This is a genomic window from Alicyclobacillus fodiniaquatilis (genome assembly GCF_042678105.1).
GTDB classification, from domain to species: domain Bacteria; phylum Bacillota; class Bacilli; order Alicyclobacillales; family Alicyclobacillaceae; genus Alicyclobacillus; species Alicyclobacillus fodiniaquatilis.
In genome coordinates this window covers 1-24,415 of the sequence record NZ_JBHUCX010000023.1, presented here as the reverse complement: position 1 = coordinate 24,415, position 24,415 = coordinate 1, and the positions used below count along the sequence as shown (strand labels likewise).

Sequence of the window (24,415 nt, the reverse complement as noted above, 5' to 3'; positions counted from 1 at the left end):
TTATAATAGGATGTTTCGAAATCTACTTTTTACCGTTTAGCATTATACTAGATGTGCTTAATGAAGTTAAACATGATATTTCAGGTGGTATACAACCCATCTGTAGGTCACACGACGCTAAGAAGGTAATTTGGCGATTATGTTGAATAACCTTGAATTAATGGGACTTTATAATGCTGGAAACAGATGTGCAGATACTTGCACACAACTTTTCACATAGTTAAATTCGATAGAGGGAGTTGGATTAAAATGCAGGAGCAGATTTTCACAATCCAGCAGGTAGCTGAAGAATTGAATTTAAGTCCTACGTCATTGCGAAACTGGGAGAAGGAATTAGAAGGAATTATCAAGATTGAAAGAACCGCACCTCGACGAGAAAACCAAGAAGGGGACAGGTATTATACACGGCATGATATTGACGCATTTAAACTTGTTCAAAAGTTACGTGATGATGGTTTCAATTTCAAAGCCATCCGGACGATGTTTGAGCATATGCAAAATACCAGCGGGAGTCTGCCGGCCATAGTACAAGATGTTGCACTTGTTAGTGAAAGCAGCTCAAGCACGCCTTCCAGACTTCCAGACGAACAAGTGATGGACATTGCACGAGCTGTCGCATCAGTTCTCATGCCTGCAATAAACGAAATTGCTATCGGTCGCGAAACGCTTGCCCTTGGGGAAGGGGAGAGGCAGGACCGGTTTCTTGCGGAAGCCCGGAACGTCATTGAGGAATCCGCGAGACAGAGTAAGGAAAAAATCGAACAGATGAGAGAAGTATCGCAGACTCTCTTGAACTCTTCGCGTGATGAACAGGAAGTATTTCTGAAAAGGCTTGAGGAGTTAATAGAGGCCGACAGCCGTAAGAGGGAAGAACAGGTCGAAGCAGCTATTAAAAAGATGACAGACATTAGAGAGACAATGACTAGGGAAGTGGAACAAATACTTTCCGATGATAAGAAAAAAACTGGGTTCTTCAGCAAGCTATTCAACAGATGATAAAGGGAGGGGGATGCCCTCTCTATATTTTTGTGTCAATGTTAACAAGTTTACATTTTGTTAACTTTCCGTAGAGTTAACACGTTAACAAGTTGTAAACGTTCAGCAAATACTGGTTTAATTGGTAGACAAACATGATAGACGATGGTAGTATGTTAACAAGTTTACAAGACAGCGAATTTGAGGGGGTAATTTCATGTCCACGAAAGCACGGAAGGCCGCAGTTGATATTGGTAACGATGCAGTAAAAAGTTACTTCGGAGAACTGACATCCGATCAAGGCTTATACATACCGAACATCATTGCAGAAGAAGCTGAAGACCGTAAGACCATTCAAATTGAAAAGAATCTATTGGATGGTATTCATGTTCAAATAGTTTCCGGGGCTCTATCAGAAGGAAAGGGCATATACGTGGTTGGCAATCTCGCAACACGTTACGAAAACAGCGATGAATTGACTCCAGACAATAAGAAATCAGAAAATGACCAATCGCTGATCCTTCTATTAACGACCCTTGCAATTGATGCAGCTCGTCACATAAAGGAATCTAAAGGGATTGTTGAAGCCAGTTACAACCTTTCTACGGGCCTTCCTTTAGGTGAAAGTAAGCTCGGTAAGCGTCCAGAGTTCCGAGACAAACTAATCAATGCTCAACACGAAGTAAAGTTCTTACAAACCCCTGAAATTGGTGGGAAAACGGTACGTATTCGCTTCGAAGACGTATTGGTGAATACAGAGGGTGCCGCTGCATTATTCGATATCATAACAAGCGACGACGGTTCAGTTAGAAATGAAGAACTCGCTGAACAAACGGGTCTGATTACGGACATTGGTGGATTATCGACAGACTCCGCGATAATCATGCCTGGGATGGATATCGATAACAACAATTCTGTCGGAATTCGCGAAGGTGTGTCACCTTACCTCGATGCGATCATTGATAGGGTTCAACGCGAACTTGACTACAGCTTTAGAAACCGCCAAGAGTTGGTTGAGGTACTTACAGATGAACGCGTAGACCGTCGAAATCATGTTTTCATCAACGGGAACAGAACCAGCATTCAAACCATCGTGGACGAAGAACTCATTCGTTTAGCACGAGAGGAATACAAACATATCCGTAACTTGTGGACCAAAGTGTCCAGCATACAGTATGCGTTCTTAATCGGTGGGGGGTCGCTCTTACTGAAACCTTATATTGAGGAACTGAACAAGAAGCAGAAAGGTTACCCATTGCGGTTTGTTGATTCTAGAGACAGCGTTTGGATGATCGCTCGCGCATACTTCAAACTCCTTAACTTCCACATGAGTCAGCAGGGAAGTAGTCAAGAAGTCGCAGCCACTGAGTAAGGATGTGGTTTTGTGAGTCGAAGGGAACCAAAGGCCGTATCCGTGGGAGACGTTATCGGATTTCGTCTCCCATCCGATACGCCTAACGAAGTCATAGTCAGGCTAAATAAGCTTAAATTGCAACTTGAACGAAATTATAGCGCTAAACTCGCCCAGATCTTTCTTGAAGGTGTAAAACGTGAAATTGAAGGGGAGAACACACTTCGAATTCCGTTGCCAAATACGTTAACTCCAGAACAAACTGATTGGCTTTCCAACTCCATGACTCAACGTATGTTACAGCAATTAGTTGTTCAGTTAGCACAAGACCCTATTTCTGCACTTCATAAGATGATAGAGATGGGCATGGGTGTATCTGAGGCTGCATCTACTAGCGAAACGGAATCAGTATCAAATGCCGTTTCTGAACCAACAGTGATTACTGAAGTTCCTGTGCAACAGGAAATCGTCGACGAAACGCAAGAATCCGTATTACAAACACATACTAAAATGGCTACTGAGGTATCCGAAGTGGCAGGAGATAGTGATATAGCGTCATTATTATCGGAACCAGATAATACTGGGACTCCTGCACTACAAGAAACTGATGAGAAACAAGAAAAACCGGTTGAACCGTATCGTTCCGATTTACAATCTAAACTGTTTGCAAACCTCAAAAATTAGGCACTAAAATAAATCGTGTAACGACACATGAGGATAGTCTATAGAACTACAAGAAGCGTCCGTATTAGGGCGTTTTTTTGTTTGAATTGAACATTGGAATGCATCAATAAAACTGCAAATAAGCCCCGTGACAGCCTCACAGAGGCTTTATAACGTTATAAACGAAGTGTTAGTCTACTCGAAGTTTCAAGAACAGGAAACGAGGCACAATCTCTGTGTCGTGAATGAAACAAGTTTTGTGTAGCTGAACATAAATTGAGGACTTAACTCGCCTGTGGGGAGGGCAAAATCTCGAACGATTATAATTTCACATAATGCAAGTTAAGTGAAATTTTATGATAGAATTCAGAAAGGGGGGAGATTTGTGGTAAAAACGATAAAGAAAATCACTTCGAACAACTTTCTTGATATTCTTAAGAATCAAGGCGCCGACCCATTTTTTAAGGCTATGTTTTCTTCAACTGCCCCACCATTTTATCATGATGTTCTTAAGTTTGTTCGAGATATGAATATCGCTGGAATGTCACCAAATACAATTTTGGCGTACAGTTATGATATTCGGCATTTTTTGAAATACTTTACCGACCATCATCCTGCCTTAGACTCCTGGTCTCAGTTTACTCCTGAGGTACTCAAGGAGTTTTTCGCTAACGGCTTTAATAATCTCTCTAATTCATCCAAGAGCCGAAAACGTGCGTCCATTAATCGCTTATTCACCTACATAGTTAAGGATTTAAACATACTGACCGAAAACCCTTTGGACAAGCAGTCAGCGATCCGTACAAAGAAAGCAAACAATAGAGAAACCAATTTACCCGTTCACCTAACGGTGGATGAATCCTTGAGACTTATAGATGTAATTGTGAACCGTGGACTCGATGAAAATAACCGTTGGAAGGCTTGGATGAAAACCAGGGACATTGCTATGTTTAGTATTCTGTTGTCCACTGGTTTGCGTGTTACAGAGTTCTGTGAAATGAAAATGAACGATGCCCGCGCAATTCTCAGTGAAAAGCAGTATAAACTGGTTGGCAAGGGTAATAAAGAACGCGTGATACCATTCAATAAATCAGCGTTAGGACGTATGGAGCAATATTTAAAGGTTCGTCCTCGTCCTGAAGGTGAACATGATTATGTTTGGCTCTCTAGGACCCATCAACCTCTACAGCGCCATGATGTGTACCAGATTCTAAAAACATATCAGGAACTAGCGGATATCAATAAGAAGTTGTCACCACACAAGCTGCGTCATTCCTTCGCGACCCATTTACTACAGAATGAAACTGATTTACGTACAATCCAGGTCCTCTTAGGCCACGCCAATATTGCTACGACCCAAATATACACTCACGTTGAAGATGCTCGAAAAATCACTGCAGTAGAAAAACTGCCAGAATATTAAAGAGAACGGGCAAGCGAGTGCTGAACAAAGTTATTCGCTTGCCAAGTTCATCTCCAAAGGCAACTGTATATCCATGGACTGTACCCTCTTACACCGGTTCAATGGTGCTTTGCCAGAGCCGGTATCGACCCGGAGAGTTTCAGCAATTGACCAATCGGCATCCAACAGTAGCTGCTTCGAAGGTTTCTCGGGTTTGACCAATCGCATAGCTTTTTTGCATCGAGTACAGATTGGACCCGATACAACAATGCCTAGGGACTCAACTTTGTGAAATTGGCCGCAAGTCTTACATGTATACAAAGACCTATTCATGCGTCCTCTCGTGTTGACCTTGTTCACTTCCATCACCCCTATATACTACTGCCAATCATGATTCGGGGAAGAGTTTATAAAAAGACGAGTATCTTTCATCACGACCTTTTGATGGCACCTTTTGAATTTCAATTTGCTGAGTATCAGTTTCGGGAAAGAGTTGATAAAACGATTTATATCTGTCATCTCGAACATTTTGCTTATCCATTGATGGTTGAATTTTAGACAATCGTTTGATTGAACGAGCAAAATGCCTATCCAACTGTGTTTCCACTTCTTTGAATAGGTTCGTTTTGACAAGACGGATCAGATAATTCGCCGCTTCTTTGTCGTGTTCAATTACGTCTCTAATTGCGGCTTCCACGTTATATACTTGCACATCCTGTTCATCTAAGTGAGCCAAAAGACGAGCAATTGGTGGTTCAAGAGTCTTCAGACCAAAAGTAGTACATTCGTGTACCATTTGCTTAAACAACTCCTGAACAGTCAGCCATCGTGAAGAAACCAAAGGAATCGCATATTCATTAGGACTAATCTCTGTTATTTGTTCTTGTAACCGGTACGCATGAGTTGAAACTGATTTTTCTTCTTGCTCAGTACGGTTAGTCGTAACCGCAACTTCTTCAGCACCGGCAGCCATTTGGACATAAGCAGGAATAAACTCCTTTTTCCAAACTTGCTTAATGTAACGAGCATCTGCCGACAAGACATTAGCAAATATACCGAAAAAGTAACCTACAGTATTGGTTTTAATGGCATTTGGATCTTGATCTAAGCGTTCCACCATTCTCTTCACGGTCTCAATGGTATACTCTTCAATATTTTCTTCACTTACAAGCCACCAAGCGGAATTTCCGAGGGCATTAACCGCATAATTTAAGTCACGTTTACCATAAGGCATATTAGCTAACTTCAAAACTCGTACGATTAAATCCAAAAGTGACATCGTTTGTGACTCCTCATTAATGTCACAAAGTCTCGATTCTATTATTCTCTGATCTTTGAAGCTCTGTACTTTAAAATCTTCAAAATCAGCTATATCAAAATCAGTACGTAACTGTTTTGTTTTGTTATGTTGTTTATTTTGTGACATCCTCACATTTACATTTTTTGAATTGAATTTTGCATATGTATTTAAGGGAACGACATTAATATCAGAGGGGCAATAAACTCCACGAGTAGGACTGTATAAAAAACCATGCTCCAGACCAAACTGAAAATAACGATAGATTTGTCTCCTAGTTAATCCAGTTTGCGCTGCAAGACTATCAGCTGTTACAAAACCCTTTTTCATGTATTCGACAATGGCCTGAGTTTTTTCGATATTTTTTGCATTAAATTTCACAAAAAATCCTCCCCAAACACCAGTATTTACTGGCGTTTTGCTATTCCAATCTAAGGAGGCATCACGTATAATAAACACATGATCCTCGTTTGCCTCTTTGAGGCAAAACTTAACCCGGCCTCGCTAACATCGTTTTTTGCGAAACGATTGCGAGACTTGAAAGAGCAAAATCGGTTGTTGTTCAACGGGCCGGCAAACCCAGTTGAACGCGTCCTCAGGACAGAGGACTTAATTGAATCCTTTTCCACGAGGGCGCGTCGGCAAACGCGTCCTTTTTCATGTGCTTTAACCTGGCAGGGTCAAAGTCCTATTCTCAACTCTAAACCTCGGCAAAAGTTTAGAGAGGAACGTTTCAGCAAATCAAAAAGCGAGTCTGGTTACCCAGCTCGCACGATTTGAGAAAGAGTATAGTCTAAATGAGAATAGACTGGTAGCGAGACCAGACGTCTCCTCATAGAGACCTCTCTCGAAATCGTGTGTTGGATCAATTCGACTTCGTTTTCCAAAACCCTTCTTTGATCTCCAAAATTTTATTCTTATAATTCTATTGACTCACGTAAAGTCACGTGAGATAATACAATCAAACTTAATCGAAATCGTGTGACAATGAGTCGGTGATTCCACCGGCTCATTGTTTATTTTCTTTTTAAATTGAAATTGACATACTGGATAACCATCTTTGAAACTTCTCTTTCTCTGAGTTCACCCTAAGTGAAAGTGGCCTACCTAATACGATTGATAGTGATTGGTCTTCCAAGAACGGACATGTTACAAGTGGTGTGTTTGGCCAAAATGATTGATATTCCGCAAGGTCTACCGGAAGACGTTTAGGTGTCATGTTCAGCACTACGAGTGAACTTTTGACACTGGACACCCTTCGACACTTGGCAAGGTCACTGTTACTCACCAGAACCTTATAATCAGCCTTTATTTTCACAAATTGAACAAACGGTATATCTATGATGATGTAATCATATTCAAGACGCCTAGAGGCCTGTATAAGGGCTTCTACGTTGATTATAGAAGTGTCAAGGTCTTGGTCGGCATTATAGGCTCTGAGGCTCTCAGAAATCATCCTACGACGCTCTACAGGCTGTCCCTTAGCCAGTTTAATCACTGAGTCCTCTCCACCGCTCCATCCCATCCACGATGACAAAATAGGTCTCTCAGAAGCTTCCACAAACGCTGTATTATATTTGCTTGAAAGAGAAACAGCTAAATTCAGTGAGATGAACGATGAACCAGTGCCAGGAAGACCAGAAACAAGAATAATCTTAGGTTGTATTTTATTAACGGACACCTCGTTGCTGTCACGCGTTTTACGTTTATTTGACCAAGAAAAGAAAGATTTATTCTGAGTAGATACCTTTTGTTTTTCGGTGATCTCCTCAACCTCTTCCACATGTTCGTGAAGTGAAAGGGAAATTCTCTTTCTCGTTTGGTTTTGAGGAGATTTAGCATTATCAAACCAGTGTGAGACCTCGGCGTAACTGTTTGGAGCCTCAACGAGATGAAATACTTCTCCGTAACTCATATCGTCAGAGAACAGAATATCGTAAACGCCCCGCGAGACCAGTTCCTTTATGAAATCTTTATCTTGATCCGTCTCGGTACCGAAGAAGCAAACACGTACACCTTGTTTACGCAGATGGTTGATAACTCGCAAGTATACAACATTCGGTTCTAGCCCTAGAGCATTTTCAGTACCTAGCATCTCACTGATTATTGCCACATCCCCGTGTTGTCCGTGTATCATTTCGAATCCCATTGCGTAAGAAACGATGAAAGGCTCGAATTCGTCGGAGAACTTATCGTTAATGATCCTGTCGAATCCTTCGATCCCCGTTCCAATCCATAGTTTTCTCATATCAAGAGCACTCCTTTCTGAGAGTGAAGGGTGGTGCATCAGCCAGCAACACCCGGGTATTTGACTTGCATACCGTTACTAAGTTGCCAGAAAATCGTTCGAACGTGCTCTCCCCAACTTACATCAGTCGCATAGACCTCATGAGTAGGATTGAGCGTAGAATTGATATAAAGGATTGCATCCATGCCTGCCGGCGGTGGAACAGTTAGATGACTTGCAACTGTTCGAGCAGCAATTACAGCTGAATCGGCAAGGTCGGGTGTGCCAGAACCATCAGCATTTACCCCAGGATGAAACACACTCCAGAAACCGTAGAGATTGAAAGGATTTGAATCAATCTCCTTCAACTGGGTTTGATACTTTTGCACTTCCCCACCGTATGCATTGATCGAGTCAAAATCCTGTTCGGCTCCGGTGATTGCCAACAAGAGCAATGGGTTGACATTCATCTGTTTCGCACCATTAATAATGTCTTGAATGTCACTAACGCTGAAATAACTCCGTGTACCCCAAGAATTGATTAAATTCAGGACTTGTTGAGCATTGATTGATATATATTTCAGATAAGCTACGCTGACTGTTGGAGCTGGACCTCCAAGACCACCACCAAGCGAAAAGCCTCCTTGAGTGTCGGAAGAGATTGGATCCTGACCATACAGTGATGACCACGCTTGAATCATCGGGTCGTAAATAGTTGGTTGTACACTGTACATGATTTCGTACGGTAAAGGATCATCTTGGTTTGTCGGCTGTTTCAAAATCTTAAAGTTATATTCAGCGTTTCTAAAACGCACATGGTCATAGTTCATATTGTACGAGGCTAAAACGGGCTGCGTTGTTTCTGAGCCAGAACATTCATTGAATGAACCTGTCGTTTGGGATTTATACGTTGCGGTGAATGTCCCGTTCCATACATTAGCGCTAACGAGTTCCCAAACCGTGAAGGTTTGAGTAGATGTTTTACACTCTTTCGTAGATGTACCTTTTGGACCCGAAACTGTCACTTCATGACGTGTTATAGTTTCTCCTGTGGCTTTAACCCAATGGTAATGAGGAGCCAAGAAGTTATAATAACTCTGGGCATCCTTCTGTAAGGTTTTAGAAGCGAAGTTGTTTTTCAGCTTGCCTAAAGATAAAAGCGTACTATATGGCATATCCAACTGGAATTGCTCTACAATTTGTTGTTGTTGTGTATCAAGACCGTTTTCCCATTCAGATGCTACGTTCTGGTACACCTGTTCAACTTTTGCACTCTGTTGCTGCTGTTGTTCCGTTGTTTCGTTTGGATTAAAGCCAAGGAACATGTGCCCAAAAAACGAGGACGCGAGGTTAGCCACTACACCAGCTACAATTAGGATTAAGAAAAAGAAGAAGAGAGTGGGGCCACCAATTGCTCCGATGACCCACATCAATGCCTTCTTTGTCAGAAATCCAGCAATCAGCTTCGTAGCTTCTTTACCTTGATTGTTTTTTTTGTTCATGAATCCCTCCTCCTATTAGTAGAGGTCTGAGAATGTACGCCGGCCTGCCGTTCTCATAGCAGCCTCGATGTTACGTTGCCGTTGGTTTGCAGGATTATAAGAACTGTTCAGTGAGTAAATTCTTTCACGTGCCTGCGTTACTCGGGTAGTACCTCTGGATCGTAGGTCTTGTACATTATCCAATTGTTCTCTACGCATCTTGAACGTGTTTTGTGCACTATCACGACGCAATTCCATTGCACCGAGCTCTGCGACCGCCTGTTGGTAGTCAGGACTATCCGTCATACCTCTTGCTCGCATTTCAAGTACTAGGTTGGAATGTTGTCTATATTCTGCTTCTGCGTAGTTGTAATCACGCTCAGAATCTTCGTAAGCTGGTTGTATTGCAGTCTCCATTTGGTCGGCTTGGTCGATCCATCCATAGGCTTCTTGCATAGCCATTTGTTCAGCGCCTATTTCCATCAACGATTCCGCTGCGATGGGGTCACCGCTATTATAGTCAGTGAGCATATCATCTCGAGGAATCAAAGAATTACTTAAGAACTGATTTGAATTCATCGCCGATTCTTTTCCCTCGTTCGCATCATTCAGGTCTCTGAATGCCACCCCCATTAGAGAACGACCACGGGAATAACCTTTGTTTCCATCCAAGAATCTGTGCTTTAGATCGTTATTGAAACGCTCCTTCGCACCTTCAGAGAAAGCTTGCCTGTCTGATTTTTCTTCGTCTACACCAAATCCCTCTTGTACTTCTCTTGCTAGCCTAGATTGGGCCGAAGGATTAACACGAGTGTAAGCCCCACCTTTACGGCTTGATTGGTCATACGTATTATTTCGTTTTGGCCCATGTGAGGTTTGAGAACCTGGTGAACCTTGCGCGGTATTTGAGTTAGAACCCAAGTTACCAAACGTCGAATTCTTCGAATTAGAAAACGAGGGATTCGAGTTTTGAGTTGAGTTATCTTCTGCATCAGAAAAATTAAACGGCTGTGATTGGCGAGATACATTTGGATCGTTAAAAGTGAACCCTTCTCCCTCTCCATAACCAGTACTCGTTTTTGCCTGACCATCACCGAGAAAACCTGCCGGTTGATTGGTGTTGCCTGGTAAACCTGCGGGATAAAGCGAGTTAGGGCTCGAATTACCATTCGCCATTCCATTTACAGCATTTGAAATGTTACTTCCAAGTGAGGGCATAGCCGCTTTCGCCGCACGATTCTTTGCCACAGCAGCCAAACCACCCATTCCTGCCGATGCTGCAAGCCCAGCACCTAAACCTACTGCCGCTTTACCAGCATTAAGTCCACCCTTAACCATAGAACTGGCCGCTCCAAATCCCAAGCCTTCCATCATTGCGTGCCCTAGACCACCCGGGCCAGGTCCACCAGGGATGAGAAGGTCTAAAAAATGCCTTATGACTTTATGAGCACGTAAGATGCAGACTAAGCAGGTAATGGCGACTAGTAAGTCCAGAAAATCGCCCGCCATATATAACCCCCCTGTCAGTTACCGATAAATACGAACGAAGCAAATAAAAACAATGCTGCTACGCTTGGAACGAGTAGATAAGCAATGAATTCTTTCCACCAATGGATAATCAAGGTCTTATTTCGACCTGTGACAAGTCCGATGTAAAAGACCGGTAGAAAAGAAATCCAAAGGGCCAAGAATACGCGCCTCCATGTGTAGACCACATAACAGCACAGGTTCACAATTGCATAAACTAAACGGAACAGAGAGTTTGGGAACTCAAGGTTTGAAGTTACCTTAATGGTGAAAAATTGAGTCATTGAAATTGGTTGGTCACCAAAAATCAAATCTGAAAAACTAAGAGCTCTATTTGGGTCATTCGACAGTGCCGCGGTATGAGCGCTAATCATATCGAGGACCCAGTAAGTAATATCCGACATTGCAAGCGTTGCCCAATTGATCAGTTCAGGAGACAGCGCCATGACTGCTGCGGTAATAAAAATGCTCTTAAACACTTCGTAAAGACGTTCTTTGGCGATGATTGATGAAGGAGCAGCCTGAACCTGCATACCTTGTACAACAAAGTAGATTAGGGCAGCTACGCCAACAATCCACATCAAAGAGTGTTGAATGTACATCATTCCTGCCCAAGTTTTTGGTGCAAACATCCCTAAAACAAGATTGTTTGCACCAGATTTTTGTGCAAGGATATTTGCCTTAATGAGCCCTGTTTGAGTTACAAAACCCGAAAAAGCCATCAAAACGCCAGATAGCATATCGAGAACGGCATCTATCGAACCAGTCACCGCATTAATGACCCATGCCAAAATCGGGTTGCCACCAGAACTTTGACCAGGTATTCCATTAATTGTTGGTGGTGTCGTCGGAGAAATACTTACTGATGCCGCGTTGGTCGCAGTAGTAGTACTGACTGCCGCTGTCATCAATACTCCAATCATCTCTGCAAAAAAGTATGACCCTAACGAAATGACTCCACCGATAATAACGAACTTGAAACGACTAAGACCTTCTTCTTTGGCACGGGCTTGGCCCGACATGATGCCTAATCCGGCCTTCACTAGATGAAATAATGTCCATGCTCCAGCTATAGCAGACAATATCTTCATTACAGATGTAACTAGGGGCAGAATGGTGCTTTGAAACCCTGCATCCATTAAATCAAGCCCCTTCCGACTGAATTGTCTTTGTACTCCACAACCTGTCCTCTGCAGGTGTAGCTTCGTAGTAGGAGTAAACTATCTCTCCTGCGGCGTCCCAACGTACATATCCTGGTTGGAAATCGTAGAGTTGTTGTAATTCGTGTTGGTCAAGATTGAACATTTCCTTCAAGGCTTCTTCGTCTTGTCGGTCTTGTTTCAAGAGAACTTTCGTTTCGGAGTTACGAATGATACTTTGACCATATGCGTTTCCGGAAAACACTCTGAACGATTGGCTTGCCGCAACAGCTGAACCGCCACGTTTCCGTATCCGTGTGAACGCGTTATCGAGAAACATCGCAGCATATTCCCCTGCAGGAGTTTTGTCCTTGTTCTCGAGCGCCTTCTGCGCTTCGTCTACCAATACTCTCTTTTTTTGTGATGGATTCTTTTTGATAAATTTCTCCAGAATCCACTCTAAAGCGACAAACATCCCCAATTTTCGCAGGTCTGAGTTCTCGGATAGCTTGCTAAGGTCGAACACGATGAGAGGCTTCTTTGACAGGCTTAAAGTAGATTGCGTGTCAAATAGTCCAAGCGTACGTCCTGAACAAACACGTTCGAGTCTATCTGCTAGATTTAGGAACCGCTGATCCTGATCTGCCGCAGAACGAAGCTTTACATAGAAGTCACTAAATTGAGGTTGCGGTTTTCGTTCACGCATTTTCAAACGACCTGATTGCATTTGTGGCCTCGTGTTATACAGGCTGTTTGGGTCTTCCGTGAATTTGAAGTCCTCCACATATACTTCATGCCACAAGCGGTCAATTAAAGCCATTTCTGCGCCGGTAAGAGGGTCGAAACCTGTGAGTGTTGCTGCATACTTTGTGAAATTAGCCATTTCCTCGATCTTTTCACGTACGTCGACTTTGGTTACCTTTTTACCAGTAACTTCATCAAATACTTCTTCTTCTTCAAGGTCACATGGGTTGATTCGTTGAGTTGAATCATAGTCAATACTGATGACCGCGCCACCAAGACCTTTTGCAATTGCCGAATACTCGCCTTCCCAGTCAAGTACTACTTGTTGAATATTGTGTAGAAGAGAGTGGCAAATTAATCCCTTTAGGTAATAGGACTTTCCGCTTCCCGAAACACCGAATACACACATATTTGCATTTGTTAATTTGTCATGCCAAGCATCGTAGAACATCGGCGCACCAGAAACCAAATCAAAACCTACCAATACCCCTCTTTTGTGAGAGAACTGAGAGGACGTAAATGGGAACATGTTTGCCAAGAACGAACCGAATACCGGAAGTGGGTAACGAAGTTTATTTAGACCGATAGGAGCAACAGAAAGCATTCCTTCCTGTTGTTCGTCGGCTGCGTCCATAAGTTGAAACCCTCGACCTGGGCCTTCGCGTTCAATAGTTGAACACGCTTTTTCCAATGCCGGTTGTGTTTCTGCCGAAACCGTTAACAGGACTGAGAGATAATACATTTTCTCGTCACCCGATTGCAGAGCTGCCCGAAGTGCATCGAGTTCATCAATTTTGCGACGGAGGGTTGTAACGTTTTCCGTTCTGTCTGCCTTTAAATCCACGCGTACCTGCGCCTCGTAAGTTGCAATGGTATTTGATATTTCACGAATTTGCTTCAAGCTGTCAGCAGGTTCTACATGAACACTTATATCGACGTCTGCTCCGAATCGGAAGAACTGGTTCAAGAACCCGAAATGTACTCTGTTAGGCATCCGTGTGATGTAATATGTTCGTTTGAACGTGTTTGGTTTAATCTCAACGTGATTAGAGAAGAACTCAACTTTACTTGCTGTAGAAATGACGTCCTGTAAGGTCGGGGCATACTCTCCCCAGATCTCATCTTGGTCTGTGGTTGTTGATACCACAGAACTGTTCATTTTATCTTTAGCATCAGCCTTTTGCTGCTTTTTACTCTTGATGCCTAGCATCAACGAACCCCCTCTCCAATGTGGTAACCACGAAGTGTGTCAAATGCTACTGCATCACGTGCGCGAGCATGTAGTCTGTCTTTGTTCCAAAACAATTGCAGAGCTTCAATCTGTTCTTCTTCCGGCATCGGGTACGAGGTTAATTGACAGCGTTGTAAACCGCCCACGACGGTTTCAATGTCTTGTTGTAATGCGCGTTTAATATCGTTAGGGTCATGCTCAATTAGCATCCCCGGTTCTGCTCCAACCACGAACAAATTCTCTCGAATTGTTCGCTGTTTGTTACCTTGGTCAACGAGATGCTGTTCAATCAATTGTCCATACTGGAGAATTTGGTCGTTCTCCCACTTTTGGGCGGTTTCAGTATAGGTCTTAGAAAAGTATTGGCGATAATCCGTAAGGTCCATTCTTCGACCACGAACTATAAATTGGGCAGGAGAACGTAACATGGTAAGCAACGTACGGAAGTTATTTCGGATTGAATTCATTTCGCCTTCTGATAGCGCGTATGGGTTAATATTGCCCACATGAATCATCCGTCTGTACTTGTCGCCTCTTAGTACAATTGCACCTTCATCAACGCGTTCAACTGGTAGAAACTCTTGTATCGGACGAGAACCCTTTGTTGACTGTTCTTTGGAACTTTTAACCTCAATTTTTGGATCCGCATTTTTTTTATTCTTTTTACGTTGATCGTAAACGGCGAACCCTATAACACTAACGACAACAGTTGCTCCGTAAAGAATCATGTTATTCATGATTTGCGACTACCTCACTTTCAACTAAGCTTCTCAGCTTAGCGTAGCGTTCGCGATTGACTCGTTGTCTGTACTCACGGTCAAATGTGAACACTTGTGTACGCATACGAAACTTAGTTTTCCGATACAGAAGGATCAGCAAAGTGATCTTTCTTCTTGGAACTGGAATCGCACCAAGTATTGCACCTGGTATAAACCCGAGACCCGCCCCCACATAGGGCAGGTACGGGTGGGCGGGTGTCACAGATAGGCGAATGGCAAGGTATAAGACTATTGCTAAAGGTGCAAATACAGATACTCCGATAGTTACGGAGAGAATGTGCTTTGTTGTAATGCCTCCGAACAATCGCATTCCTTGGTTATTTACTTCAATAAAACCTTCTTCCACCCGCTACACCCCCCGTTCGTTAAATTTGCCGTACTTGTATTTCGATTAGAGTGCGGAAGCAATGGCTCCAATCACACCGGCGAAGAAGTATGCACCTAAAGCCACTACACCACCAATGACGGTCATCTTGAGCTGTTGCATACCTTCTTCCTTACGCATTCCAGAACCACTCATCAGTGCGAGTCCTGCTTTAACCAAGTGAAAAAGAGTATAGGCTGCGGCAATCGCGGCTAATATCTTCATCCCAGTTGATGTGAAGTTAGTAATTTCAGTGACAACGTCTGATGAAGCTGTGGTCCCACCAACAACTGAACTGTAACCACCGGTCATAGTGGTATTACTGGCAGCTGTTGTACTAGCAAGAGCCAGTTGGGTGTTTACTGCTAGTGCGATCGCTCCTGCACTTAGAGTTGTCCCTACTCCCTTGACATATTTACGAAGTTTCAAGATGGTCCCTCCTCTTAATCATGGATTTACAAGTTGTCTAAGAAGTGAACAAAACTATAGAAGAGCTGTGGTAACAAGATGATGATGACTTCGCCGGCAAACACGCCGAGGACAATTCGCTTTGCCCACATAGCCGCCGAAGCAAAGTGTAGTTTCCAGGAAATCAACCAAACTATTCCTGCAATGACTAGAAACATGCCGCCGTATTCGATAGAAAACTGAGTGATTTGTTCATAGAGTGTTGTAATGGCACCGTTCATGCTACCGAATAAGTTATTTAGATTAACGCTATGAACGCCCATTTGGTGCAAAGCATTAAGTCCTTCTTGATCTCCTTGATTGACTGGAGATGTATTTACAGAATTTGTCGACGACACAATTACTCACCCCTTTCCTCTCTTCAAGTATGCGATACAGAAATTTGGTAGGTCGGACATTATCCGGACAAGATTTTGATTGATAGGTAAAGAAGTCGTTTTGGAGAAACAAAAAAACCTACCAAACGAATTGGCAGGCTACATTGTGTAAATTTATTCGATTGGAGTAAGAGCATTAGCAGTTGGATACTTTCTTATGATGTTAATGACTTCATCCCGAATGATGATTTCCGGTTCCCTGTTATAAGCCTTTTTGACTGCTAGTTCACGTAATTTATCTGTCCAACCTTTCATTTCCGCTCCAGATGCACCTTCTACAAGCTGGGCTATCTCCCGTGGATAAATTACATCCGATAATGGAAGGTCTCTAGTCCACGTCCAAAACATTTCCGCTAAAGCATCCTTATCCGGATTGGGAACGTAAATCTTCTTATCAAAGCGTCCAGGACGAAGAAGGGCGGGATCAATGATGTCTAGTCGGTTTGTGGCTGCCATTACAAAAACACCTTTACGAGACTCGAAACCGTCTAGCGCAATGAGAAGTTCATTCAAAGCCGTATCTAAATGGCCTGCGGTAGACATACCACGTAGCTTACCAATCGCGTCTATTTCGTCAAAAAACAAAATGCTCGGTGCGTTTTCTTGTGCTTCTAAGAATGCATTCCGGATATGTTGCTCCGTAGCGCCAACCAATGTTCCTAAAAGTGAGCTAGGTTGTACTGCTATGAAATACATTCCAAGAGATTGTGCTACTGCACGCGCTAAAGCGGTTTTTCCATTACCCGGTGGCCCGTGGAGAATCATTCCCGTAAAGCCTTTGTAATTATATTTTTGAGCTACTTTCGGAGCCTTTAAAGGGATTTCAATAGCCATACGAATGGCTTCTAGCGGTTCCTTCATGCCGATAATACGTTCCATCGCCCTTTTATCTATCGGGTATCGTTGCCCGAGTTGTTGACGCCCCACTTTTCCGTTCATTCTAAGTGATTCATCATCTGCTACAGTGGGTGTTTGAGGTACCTGCGGCATTCGACCAGTACGTTTTTGCCGATCTTCCTCTTGCCATTTTGACCACCAGTCCTTCGGAGTCTTCGGTGAACCCGTATTCCGATTGGATGAAGACGTGGATCGTGGAGATTGATAATTCGGGAGTGAAGTTGTTTTGGTTGCCGGTTTCCATCGAAGAACAGTCTTATGTTGAATTTGTGATAGTCGTTGAAAGAGAGAACCCAACGGGAAGAATACTTTGCTCATAAGGAATACGATATAGATTCCAGCGATACCTAAAGTCATGATTAAATAATGTGGGTTGTGAAGAAATGTTCCTGACCATTTTTTCATGTATGGACCCGGATGCATTAATGGCGGTTGAAAAGGATGTTTTTTTAGAAATGGAATGGCTACTTGCCAAATCCAAGCTGATAAACAAAGGAGAAATACACAACGATCATAGGCGTATTGAAGTACCTTACCCCAATCTATAAAGAACACAGAGACAGCTAATAGACCTATTATCCATAGATAAACCAAAACTGCCATCCTCCTTTCGACTAACTGTACTGAATTTAGTGTACAGTAGATAAGGATCGGCAGTTTGGACACTCGCATACAATTTTCAAAATGACAACCATTAAACAGATTCCCAATTCTTCGTGTTCGCAACACGACCCGTTGTGGTTAAAGCTTCTATAACGAGTTCTTCATGTGCCTGATCGAGTACAGATTGTTTATAAGAACCCCTATTCGATTGAACAAACGTGAAGTGAGCGCATACGAACTGCGAATCGGACAATATGGTACTTAATTGAGCCTCTAGGTTTGGTACTTTCCTTGAAAGTTCGATGTACTTCAATTCTTCTTGCGAAGAACGTTTCTGCTTAGAACGTAATACAAGTAGCTCCTCATGGTATTCAGCGTATTTTTGCCAGACGGAAAGGCCTAAACGTTTCACTACTTCTTGTCCTAATTCTGAGATGACTGCGGTCATCGCATTAGGCCCCTTTCTGACTTATTACATGGGTGTAATGGATACTTGATTCTCTTCATCGAGTTCTACAAACTCATTAGCACGGATGTCTGTCACCGATTTAATTCCGAGTGTCTTCCATTTCTCAATGTGCGCTGTTTGACCAGTCTTTTTTAGGGCTTGTCCAACATACCGCCTAATTTGACGGTCACAGTAATTCAATTCGACATTTGGATCCCCATATTGGAAGTACTTGTAGTAGCAGCATTTATATTCAGTCTCAGTAAGAACTGAACTCAATTGTTCAAGACGTTCCGCTACCGCAAGTTCGGTAACATCTAGTTGTTTTTGTTCGTGTACGGAAAGCGATAGTTGCTTGCGAAGTTTGCGAACGAGTCTGTTCCGGCTTTCAAGATCCTCCCAGATTGATCGTCCTAGTTGTTTTGCTGTATCCTCAGGTAGTCCGATGTCGAAGCCGAGCTGTACGGGTTTATTTTCTAGGTATTCCTTACCGTCCACGTACATTAAAACAACTTCATGTGTTTCTGTATCTACTACTTCGATCAGTTGATATATATGTTTGGAAAGAGCTTTGGCAACTTGCCGCGCTACATCCAATGACGTAAAATCTTCGTCTAAGTCACCTGTTAAATGCTCTCTCACTGTCCATGTCGTCATGTACTATTCCCTCCCCGAGTTATAGTCTATCTAATAATCGTCTTGTTCCTTGCCTTTGTAATAAGTAGCAACAATGCTTTCGGTGCTATCATTTATCAGGTTAAATGACCAATGCTATGGCACCCACTAACGCTAAAGCACCGATCAAGTGGTCGATCCAACCGGATGTTTTTACGAACGACACACCTTGCCTTACCTTCCAAGGCCATAACAATGGAATACCACCGGCAGGAACATCTGCAACCATGTGCAACATATAGCCAAGCGTCAATCCCCACGGTAATGGTGCAAGCGATCCGATTGTTATGCTTTGAAATACCCCTACCCCGAACAGGCACAACCCCAGTAGACTGTGTGTAAACGTGCGGTGTTTCGTTAACATAGCTCCAACGGTCCATGCTGCCAACAGTACAGCGCCTGTTATGTCGATTTTGCCCGTAATACCTAGGGTCAATAGACCTGCACATAAGAGTCCAAGAGCGATTTTACGCATAACATTAGCTCTTGAGATTAAGACCACCCCGATTACCACTGCACTGAGCCAAGCCCACATCGAAGTCTGTAGGTGCAGTAACATAACGACAGAAACGACAGCCAGGAAAGTCAGAAGCTGTACAAGTTTCTCTGCCTTCCTCGACAGCAACGAATTTTGTTCATCGAAGTCAGGGAACGTGCTTCCGATAATACTTGAGACAACAAGCAATGCATCTGTCTCTAGTGCATGTGGCAGAGTAGGTTTTGCAATATTGAAATGCGTGTGAGTCAATAAAGGTAACGACGAGTGGAGCAAGCACGGTGTGATCGCAACCCCGGCTAATGCCCCTATCGCCATGTGTGTACGTCCTAACATCCTTTATCCTCCTTGCCTTTCAGTATTCTTACCTGTATCTACGGTGTTGGCAATTTATCTCTATATCGTTCATTTCCGATGCCAACTGACCTAACCCACTTATGACTTTGGTTCATGTTATCGACCTCGATCATCAATAAACCTCATATATCGACAATACCACATGAAAAAAAAGGCCTCCGGACATGTAGCGGACAGATTTTTCGTTTTCCTCTGCATTCGAGTTGAAATAGTGGTATAATCCAGACTTTTAATTTTAGACGATTTTTGCTTGATTAACTGGATGTAACAAGGCAAGCTGATGCCGATGCCATTGTTGTACTTTCGCGTCACCAAAGACTCTTTTCCATTCGGTTGGGTCAAAGCGTTTCAGAGCGTCCTTTACCTTCCGTTTTGCAAACTTTTTACTGATCACATCATTGGCTTGTCCCCTTGTCCAAGTACTGCCGTACTCAATTCGGTATTTATCCAAGATGTAACTTTGTCTTTGTGTGATACGTGCATTACGCCAGTCTTCGTCTTGGCCTAACAATTTACTTTCAAGAGAATCCAGAAATGCCTCTGCAATGCCTTGTGCGTACTCCATAGAAACTGGGGTGTCGAATAACGGAAGTAGTCTACCTTCTCGGTTCCGTTCAATTGCAGGCCACCACTTACCCTCTTCGGGAACTGGCAAAAGAAACGCCCAGTGTTCCTCTCCGTAATTAATGGCGAACGCTTGACCGACTTGTTCCCACTTGAAACGTGCACGGTTAACAAAGAGGTTGATTGATTGAACAATCACCTCTTGTCGGGTTATGTTTTCACGTTGGGTTTGCTCTAACCTTTGAATCCATTCAGAGACACTTTCTCCCTCTTGCATTTCCCTTGCCATGTTAGAGTAAAATGTTCTTTGTTGATTGTCTTCTCCTTTAACTTTCCTTGGTTGAGTTGACATCAGTTTCGTGAAAGTCTGCAAAGCTTTATCATCGCTTGCACCTGTAAGGTCGAGTACAAGTGCATCCATCTTTCCAGGATGCAATCTAAGAGCACGACCAACCATTTGAGCGTATAAACCCTGACTTCGAGTTGGTCTAGCAATCACGACACATGATATGTCGGGAGAGTCGAAGCCTTCGGTCAAGATACTGACATTCACTAGAACTTGAATCTTATTTGCTAGAAAATCATCGATGATGATCTTACGTTCAGCACTTTTCATATCACCATTCACTTCTGCGGCTTTGATACCAGCATTATTGAATTGTTTAGCCAGGGCTTTCGCATGAGCAACATCGACTGCAAATATGATTGACTTTCTATTCGGTGCATATGTTTTTACGGAATCAACAACTGCGTTTAATGCGTCTTGGTGATTTAGGATTAACGCCAAGTCCTTTGAGTTGTAGTCTCCGCCGGCTGTTGTCCGGATTTGCTTCAGATCAAGCATGGGAACCTTAACGCGAATTCCACGAACATCTGTTAAGTATCCATCCATAATCAATTGTAAAATCGTCTTCTCGTACGTCAGGTTTTCAAACAGGTCTCCTAATTCGTTCTTGTCCGAACGAGCTGGTGTTGCTGTAACACCTAACAATACAGGACCATCGGGTTGGAAAATACCCAACTGATCGAGGACCCCGAAGGCTCCCTCTGCTCTTCCGTGATGACATTCATCGTATATAACCAAACTTGGTTGAGGAATGTACCGCCCTGCAACTAATGTTTGAGTTGATGCAATAATGACATCTGTATCAGTTTCATTGCGTCTTCCGTGGACTCTACCCACTTTCACGTCTGGCCAGACAAGTCGCAATTTCTCTTCCGCTTGTTGTAGCAGCTCGTCACGGTGAGCCATAATCAAAATCGGCTTTTGAGAACCGAATAATTGGTTGAATCGTTTGGCTAAAGTGCCAAAGACTATTGTTTTACCCCCACCAGTTGGAAGGACAATCAATTGACGTCTTTGATTTGGTAAATCCCGAAAGAAACTATTAATCGCTTCTTGCTGATAAGGCCGAAGTTGTAGTTCCATTTCGTCATCTGCCTTTCGTCCAATACTTACTTAATTGTAAGTCTTGCCAAAAAGACAGGGTTTCAGTTTTCGGTACATTTTTTCGTTTGCTACACCCACAAACGTATTGAGTTGTTCGAATTTCTCTTTGTAAATACTTTAGACGATAGGTTCACCTCGAATTGTTATTTATTTCGGTTGGATGTTGCCGCAACCTTACCGAGACTACTTAGGCTTTTTGAGGAATCTATCAACCTTAGTCTGACTGGTTGTTATGATTCGGGGATTTACTGCCACAATTTCCCAAAATCCGACACCAGAGAGTCAAAGGATTGAGTAGTACTCCTCAAACTAGAGTGTTGCTTTCAATAAAAGTATAACAAGAGGAAATATATATCAGAAGCCCCGATGGTTTGTGGTAGTTTTCGCTGAATCTCCCTATTGGAGTGATTAGATTTACAACTTTATTCCCTTGTTTCTCATATGCAAAAGCAAGAAACTCCCTAATTAAACTAGGGAGTTTCTTTGTGGACTTATCTAGATATTTCAGAATAAACCTTACTACTTTAGTTTTCTACCTATAAAAATGAGGGGGATTTTTTGAAACTCCCTAATCTTAATAGGGAGGTTTTAGGCACACTAAAGCCCGTCTGAAAGATATTGTTCTAATAACCCCATTGTCTTTGCGGCTTTAGCCGCATCTTTACGACTAGTAGTCTTAAACTTTTTATTAATACGTGAGATATGGTTGTCGATGGTGTGAGCTTCGATATCCAATATCCTTTGAATCTCAGGAGTCTTTTTACCTTGATACACCAATGATAAAATTCTTCCTTCTTGTGGTGTTAACATACTACTGAGTTGCTCATGCCGCATTCTTTGAAATATCTTTCTCATAGCGGTTGCAGAAGATTGGTGAATCGAGGCCATACCAGATACCGCCTCTCTTATTGCGGGTGGTATGGACTCATACTCGTGAGATTTGACTATATAATTAGTAGCGCCCTGTAAAAAGGCTTCCCAAATGATTTCATCACTTTCTAGGCTGCTCAGCATAATAATCTTTGTGTTGGGATGTTGCTTAAGAATGCTTTGAATAAGGCTGATTCCATCATCACGCCCATTTAGCATAATATCTAAAAGAACCACATCAGGTTCAGTGTATTTCAATACTGCTAATGCATCCGTCTTATTCTGCACAGTTGCAAGTAACACGATATCCTCGGTTTCTGAAAGTATCCACTTAATTGCTTCTTGCCAACCGGGATCGTCTTCTATTAATAAAGCGCGAATCGTCTTAGGCATTTTGGACCTCTCCGAGTTTGAAGACATAAGGTAGTCTTAGTGTAACAGTAGTTCCGTTCAAATTACTATCAACCGTGATTTTTCCACTGTGCTTCTTTATAACATTTGCACAATAATACAATCCTAACCCGAAGTTTCCTTCACGTTTTTTAGTAGAAAAATAAAGATGATAGATGCTTTCCAAGTTTTCTTTTGGAATTCCCTCACCGTTATCTTTAATACTGATCTCGCAGAACTCTTCAATTGATCTTATGCTTACATGTATAACTCTTGTCCTTTGTGAACCGAGTGCTTCCATAGCATTCTGCAGCACATTCCGAATTACCTCTTCTATGTGTGCTTGGTCATAGTTAAGTTCAAACTGAGACCCTGGACCAAAACTACACTTCACTGTTGTTTTGTTAGTTTCTAGTTTATCTTGAATCCGGTTGATTACCGTTTTGACGGTTTCGCGAATATCTCCTTTTTCAGGATACAGGGTTATTTCTGCCGTCATAGTGTTGATTCGTTTCATTAACGCTAATAGATTTGCATTTTTGTTTAATATCACATCTGAATCATGAATTAACGTCTCCATGTTATTTTGGACTGCATAAGATTTGATTTTGTTTGAGAAAACATCTATTAGTCCAATATCATTTTTAATTGCATGCCTTAGAAAACTAGTCCCCGTTTGGACACCTTCTTTTAACTGTCGCAATTCCAAACTAGCTTTAGCTACTTGAACGTGTGCTTCTATTCGTGCATTGAGTTCCTCTTTCATGAATGGCTTGGTTAAGTAGTCATTTGCACCTGCTTTAAAACCAAGGATAAAGTCGTCCATAGAATTTTTTGCAGTGAGTAAGATGACTGGTAGATCGTTTAATGTATACATTTCACGTATTCTAGAACATACTTCAAGTCCTGACATCTTTGGCATCATGACATCGAGGAGCACCAAATCAACTTTTTCGCTTTCTAGTATCTCTAATGCTTCTGGACCACTATATGCTGTTAAAGTCTTCCACCCTTTGTTTGTTAGATGGTTTGTAACGACTTGCACATTTACTGGGTCATCATCAACAATCAGGATACGAACATCCGCAGAATGTGCAACGATATCATTTGTTTTCGTTGCAGCAATCTCTGAATGATAATCAATTAATGCCACATCTTCTCTTACTGGTACTACATTAGAGTTATTGGCAATCAACGCGTTATCCGCTAAAGGTAGGGTGAATATAAAACAAGACCCTATGCCTACTGTTGATTCAACGCTAATCGTACCACCATGTAACTCCACCAGTGATTTAGTGATAGTGAGTCCAAGCCCTGTACCACCATATTCTCGTGTAATGGAAGAGTCGACTTGTTCAAACGATTGGAAAATCATATCGAATTTATCACTCGGAATACCTATTCCTGTGTCAATAATCGAAAGTTGTACAAACCCCTCTTTTTCAAGTGCAGAAAGTGTAACGGAACCTGCGTCGGTATACTTAATTGCGTTACCAATTAAGTTAAAGAGAATTTGTCTGACTCTATTTTCGTCACCTAGGAGCGTGTCCGAGTAATTCTTGAAGTTTCCCAACAGGGAATTTTCGGATCAACAACGAAGTATCCTGTACTGGGATTCACAATGGAGGCTTCGACTCTTG

General features: G+C 42.5%; 21 protein-coding genes. 4 read left to right on the top strand and 17 right to left on the bottom strand.

Features of this window, described 5'->3' with window-relative positions:
- Window positions 1–249 precede the first annotated feature (249 nt).
- The 4 genes from ACFSB2_RS09165 (at window position 250) to ACFSB2_RS09150 (ending at window position 4,412) form a co-directional block, all read left to right on the top strand.
- On the top strand, window positions 250–996 hold the full coding sequence (locus tag ACFSB2_RS09165) for a MerR family transcriptional regulator (protein ID WP_377942739.1): 747 nt from the start codon (window positions 250–252) through the stop codon (window positions 994–996).
- 196 nt (window positions 997–1,192) lie between these two features.
- Entirely contained in the window at window positions 1,193–2,347 is a 1,155-nt protein-coding gene (locus ACFSB2_RS09160) for an Alp7A family actin-like protein (RefSeq protein ID WP_377942738.1), read from the top strand.
- A 12-nt stretch (window positions 2,348–2,359) separates the two neighbouring features.
- Window positions 2,360–3,010, top strand: a complete 651-nt coding sequence (locus tag ACFSB2_RS09155; RefSeq protein WP_377942737.1) for a hypothetical protein — start codon at window positions 2,360–2,362, stop codon at window positions 3,008–3,010.
- Between the two features lie 364 nt (window positions 3,011–3,374).
- The gene (locus ACFSB2_RS09150) at window positions 3,375–4,412 is read left to right on the top strand and encodes a tyrosine-type recombinase/integrase (RefSeq protein WP_377942736.1); all 1,038 of its coding nucleotides are present in this window, start codon (window positions 3,375–3,377) and stop codon (window positions 4,410–4,412) included.
- A 367-nt stretch (window positions 4,413–4,779) separates the two neighbouring features.
- Here the strand turns inward: ACFSB2_RS09150 and ACFSB2_RS09145 are convergent, their stop codons facing one another.
- The 17 genes from ACFSB2_RS09145 to ACFSB2_RS09065 all read right to left on the bottom strand — a co-directional run bounded on the left by ACFSB2_RS09145 (window position 4,780) and on the right by ACFSB2_RS09065 (window position 24,348).
- Window positions 4,780–6,069 carry a hypothetical protein gene (locus ACFSB2_RS09145; protein WP_377942735.1) on the bottom strand — a complete coding sequence of 430 codons (1,290 nt, stop codon included), beginning with the start codon at window positions 6,067–6,069 and terminating at the stop codon, window positions 4,780–4,782.
- 646 nt (window positions 6,070–6,715) lie between these two features.
- The gene (locus ACFSB2_RS09140) at window positions 6,716–7,936 is read right to left on the bottom strand and encodes a hypothetical protein (protein WP_377942734.1); all 1,221 of its coding nucleotides are present in this window, start codon (window positions 7,934–7,936) and stop codon (window positions 6,716–6,718) included.
- 38 nt (window positions 7,937–7,974) lie between these two features.
- Complete coding sequence (locus ACFSB2_RS09135; protein WP_377942733.1) at window positions 7,975–9,417, bottom strand: hypothetical protein; 1,443 nt, start codon at window positions 9,415–9,417, stop codon at window positions 7,975–7,977.
- A 15-nt stretch (window positions 9,418–9,432) separates the two neighbouring features.
- Window positions 9,433–10,905, bottom strand: coding sequence for a TrbL/VirB6 family protein (locus ACFSB2_RS09130; RefSeq protein ID WP_377942732.1), 1,473 nt, complete (start codon window positions 10,903–10,905; stop codon window positions 9,433–9,435).
- A 14-nt stretch (window positions 10,906–10,919) separates the two neighbouring features.
- The gene (locus ACFSB2_RS09125; protein WP_377942731.1) at window positions 10,920–12,062 is read right to left on the bottom strand and encodes a hypothetical protein; all 1,143 of its coding nucleotides are present in this window, start codon (window positions 12,060–12,062) and stop codon (window positions 10,920–10,922) included.
- A gap of 4 nt (window positions 12,063–12,066) precedes the next feature.
- Window positions 12,067–14,016, bottom strand: a complete 1,950-nt coding sequence (locus ACFSB2_RS09120) for a VirB4 family type IV secretion system protein (protein ID WP_377942730.1) — start codon at window positions 14,014–14,016, stop codon at window positions 12,067–12,069.
- A complete protein-coding gene (locus ACFSB2_RS09115) occupies window positions 14,016–14,774 on the bottom strand; it encodes a hypothetical protein (RefSeq protein WP_377942729.1) in 759 nt (252 codons plus the stop codon). The genes ACFSB2_RS09120 and ACFSB2_RS09115 overlap by 1 nt, the downstream gene beginning before the upstream one ends.
- The gene (locus ACFSB2_RS09110) at window positions 14,767–15,162 is read right to left on the bottom strand and encodes a hypothetical protein (protein WP_377942728.1); all 396 of its coding nucleotides are present in this window, start codon (window positions 15,160–15,162) and stop codon (window positions 14,767–14,769) included. The genes ACFSB2_RS09115 and ACFSB2_RS09110 overlap by 8 nt, the downstream gene beginning before the upstream one ends.
- A gap of 45 nt (window positions 15,163–15,207) precedes the next feature.
- On the bottom strand, window positions 15,208–15,609 hold the full coding sequence (locus ACFSB2_RS09105; RefSeq protein ID WP_377942727.1) for a hypothetical protein: 402 nt from the start codon (window positions 15,607–15,609) through the stop codon (window positions 15,208–15,210).
- A 26-nt stretch (window positions 15,610–15,635) separates the two neighbouring features.
- The gene (locus tag ACFSB2_RS09100; RefSeq protein WP_377942726.1) at window positions 15,636–15,986 is read right to left on the bottom strand and encodes a hypothetical protein; all 351 of its coding nucleotides are present in this window, start codon (window positions 15,984–15,986) and stop codon (window positions 15,636–15,638) included.
- 153 nt (window positions 15,987–16,139) lie between these two features.
- A complete protein-coding gene (locus ACFSB2_RS09095) occupies window positions 16,140–17,525 on the bottom strand; it encodes an ATP-binding protein (protein WP_377942725.1) in 1,386 nt (461 codons plus the stop codon).
- 91 nt (window positions 17,526–17,616) lie between these two features.
- On the bottom strand, window positions 17,617–17,973 hold the full coding sequence (locus ACFSB2_RS09090; protein ID WP_377942724.1) for a hypothetical protein: 357 nt from the start codon (window positions 17,971–17,973) through the stop codon (window positions 17,617–17,619).
- A 24-nt stretch (window positions 17,974–17,997) separates the two neighbouring features.
- Window positions 17,998–18,630: a hypothetical protein gene (locus ACFSB2_RS09085; protein WP_377942723.1), complete on the bottom strand. Its 633-nt coding sequence runs from the start codon at window positions 18,628–18,630 to the stop codon at window positions 17,998–18,000.
- Between the two features lie 100 nt (window positions 18,631–18,730).
- Window positions 18,731–19,480: a metal-dependent hydrolase gene (locus ACFSB2_RS09080; protein WP_377942722.1), complete on the bottom strand. Its 750-nt coding sequence runs from the start codon at window positions 19,478–19,480 to the stop codon at window positions 18,731–18,733.
- A gap of 256 nt (window positions 19,481–19,736) precedes the next feature.
- Window positions 19,737–21,494: a DEAD/DEAH box helicase gene (locus tag ACFSB2_RS09075; RefSeq protein WP_377942721.1), complete on the bottom strand. Its 1,758-nt coding sequence runs from the start codon at window positions 21,492–21,494 to the stop codon at window positions 19,737–19,739.
- Window positions 21,495–22,112: 618 nt separating this feature from the next.
- Entirely contained in the window at window positions 22,113–22,778 is a 666-nt protein-coding gene (locus ACFSB2_RS09070; protein WP_377942720.1) for a response regulator, read from the bottom strand.
- Window positions 22,771–24,348 (bottom strand): ATP-binding protein, encoded by a 1,578-nt coding sequence (locus ACFSB2_RS09065; protein WP_377942719.1) that lies wholly within the window; start codon window positions 24,346–24,348, stop codon window positions 22,771–22,773. Before ACFSB2_RS09065 ends, ACFSB2_RS09070 begins: the two co-directional genes overlap by 8 nt.
- Window positions 24,349–24,415 lie beyond the last annotated feature (67 nt).

Excerpts from the sequence above, each read along its gene's own strand:
- ACFSB2_RS09120 (WP_377942730.1), bottom strand. The coding sequence starts at position 14,016 with ATGCTAGGCATCAAGAGTAAAAAGCAGCAAAAGGCTGATGCTAAAGAT.
- ACFSB2_RS09135 (WP_377942733.1), bottom strand. The coding sequence starts at position 9,417 with ATGAACAAAAAAAACAATCAAGGTAAAGAAGCTACGAAGCTGATTGCT.
- ACFSB2_RS09090 (WP_377942724.1), bottom strand. The coding sequence starts at position 17,973 with ATGACCGCAGTCATCTCAGAATTAGGACAAGAAGTAGTGAAACGTTTA.
- ACFSB2_RS09140 (WP_377942734.1), bottom strand. The coding sequence starts at position 7,936 with ATGAGAAAACTATGGATTGGAACGGGGATCGAAGGATTCGACAGGATC.
- ACFSB2_RS09085 (WP_377942723.1), bottom strand. The coding sequence starts at position 18,630 with ATGACGACATGGACAGTGAGAGAGCATTTAACAGGTGACTTAGACGAA.
- ACFSB2_RS09115 (WP_377942729.1), bottom strand. The coding sequence starts at position 14,774 with ATGAATAACATGATTCTTTACGGAGCAACTGTTGTCGTTAGTGTTATA.
- ACFSB2_RS09095 (WP_377942725.1), bottom strand. The coding sequence starts at position 17,525 with ATGGCAGTTTTGGTTTATCTATGGATAATAGGTCTATTAGCTGTCTCT.
- ACFSB2_RS09160 (WP_377942738.1), top strand. The coding sequence starts at position 1,193 with ATGTCCACGAAAGCACGGAAGGCCGCAGTTGATATTGGTAACGATGCA.
- ACFSB2_RS09070 (WP_377942720.1), bottom strand. The coding sequence starts at position 22,778 with ATGCCTAAGACGATTCGCGCTTTATTAATAGAAGACGATCCCGGTTGG.
- ACFSB2_RS09075 (WP_377942721.1), bottom strand. The coding sequence starts at position 21,494 with ATGGAACTACAACTTCGGCCTTATCAGCAAGAAGCGATTAATAGTTTC.
- ACFSB2_RS09165 (WP_377942739.1), top strand. The coding sequence starts at position 250 with ATGCAGGAGCAGATTTTCACAATCCAGCAGGTAGCTGAAGAATTGAAT.
- ACFSB2_RS09130 (WP_377942732.1), bottom strand. The coding sequence starts at position 10,905 with ATGGCGGGCGATTTTCTGGACTTACTAGTCGCCATTACCTGCTTAGTC.
- ACFSB2_RS09125 (WP_377942731.1), bottom strand. The coding sequence starts at position 12,062 with ATGGATGCAGGGTTTCAAAGCACCATTCTGCCCCTAGTTACATCTGTA.
- ACFSB2_RS09080 (WP_377942722.1), bottom strand. The coding sequence starts at position 19,480 with ATGTTAGGACGTACACACATGGCGATAGGGGCATTAGCCGGGGTTGCG.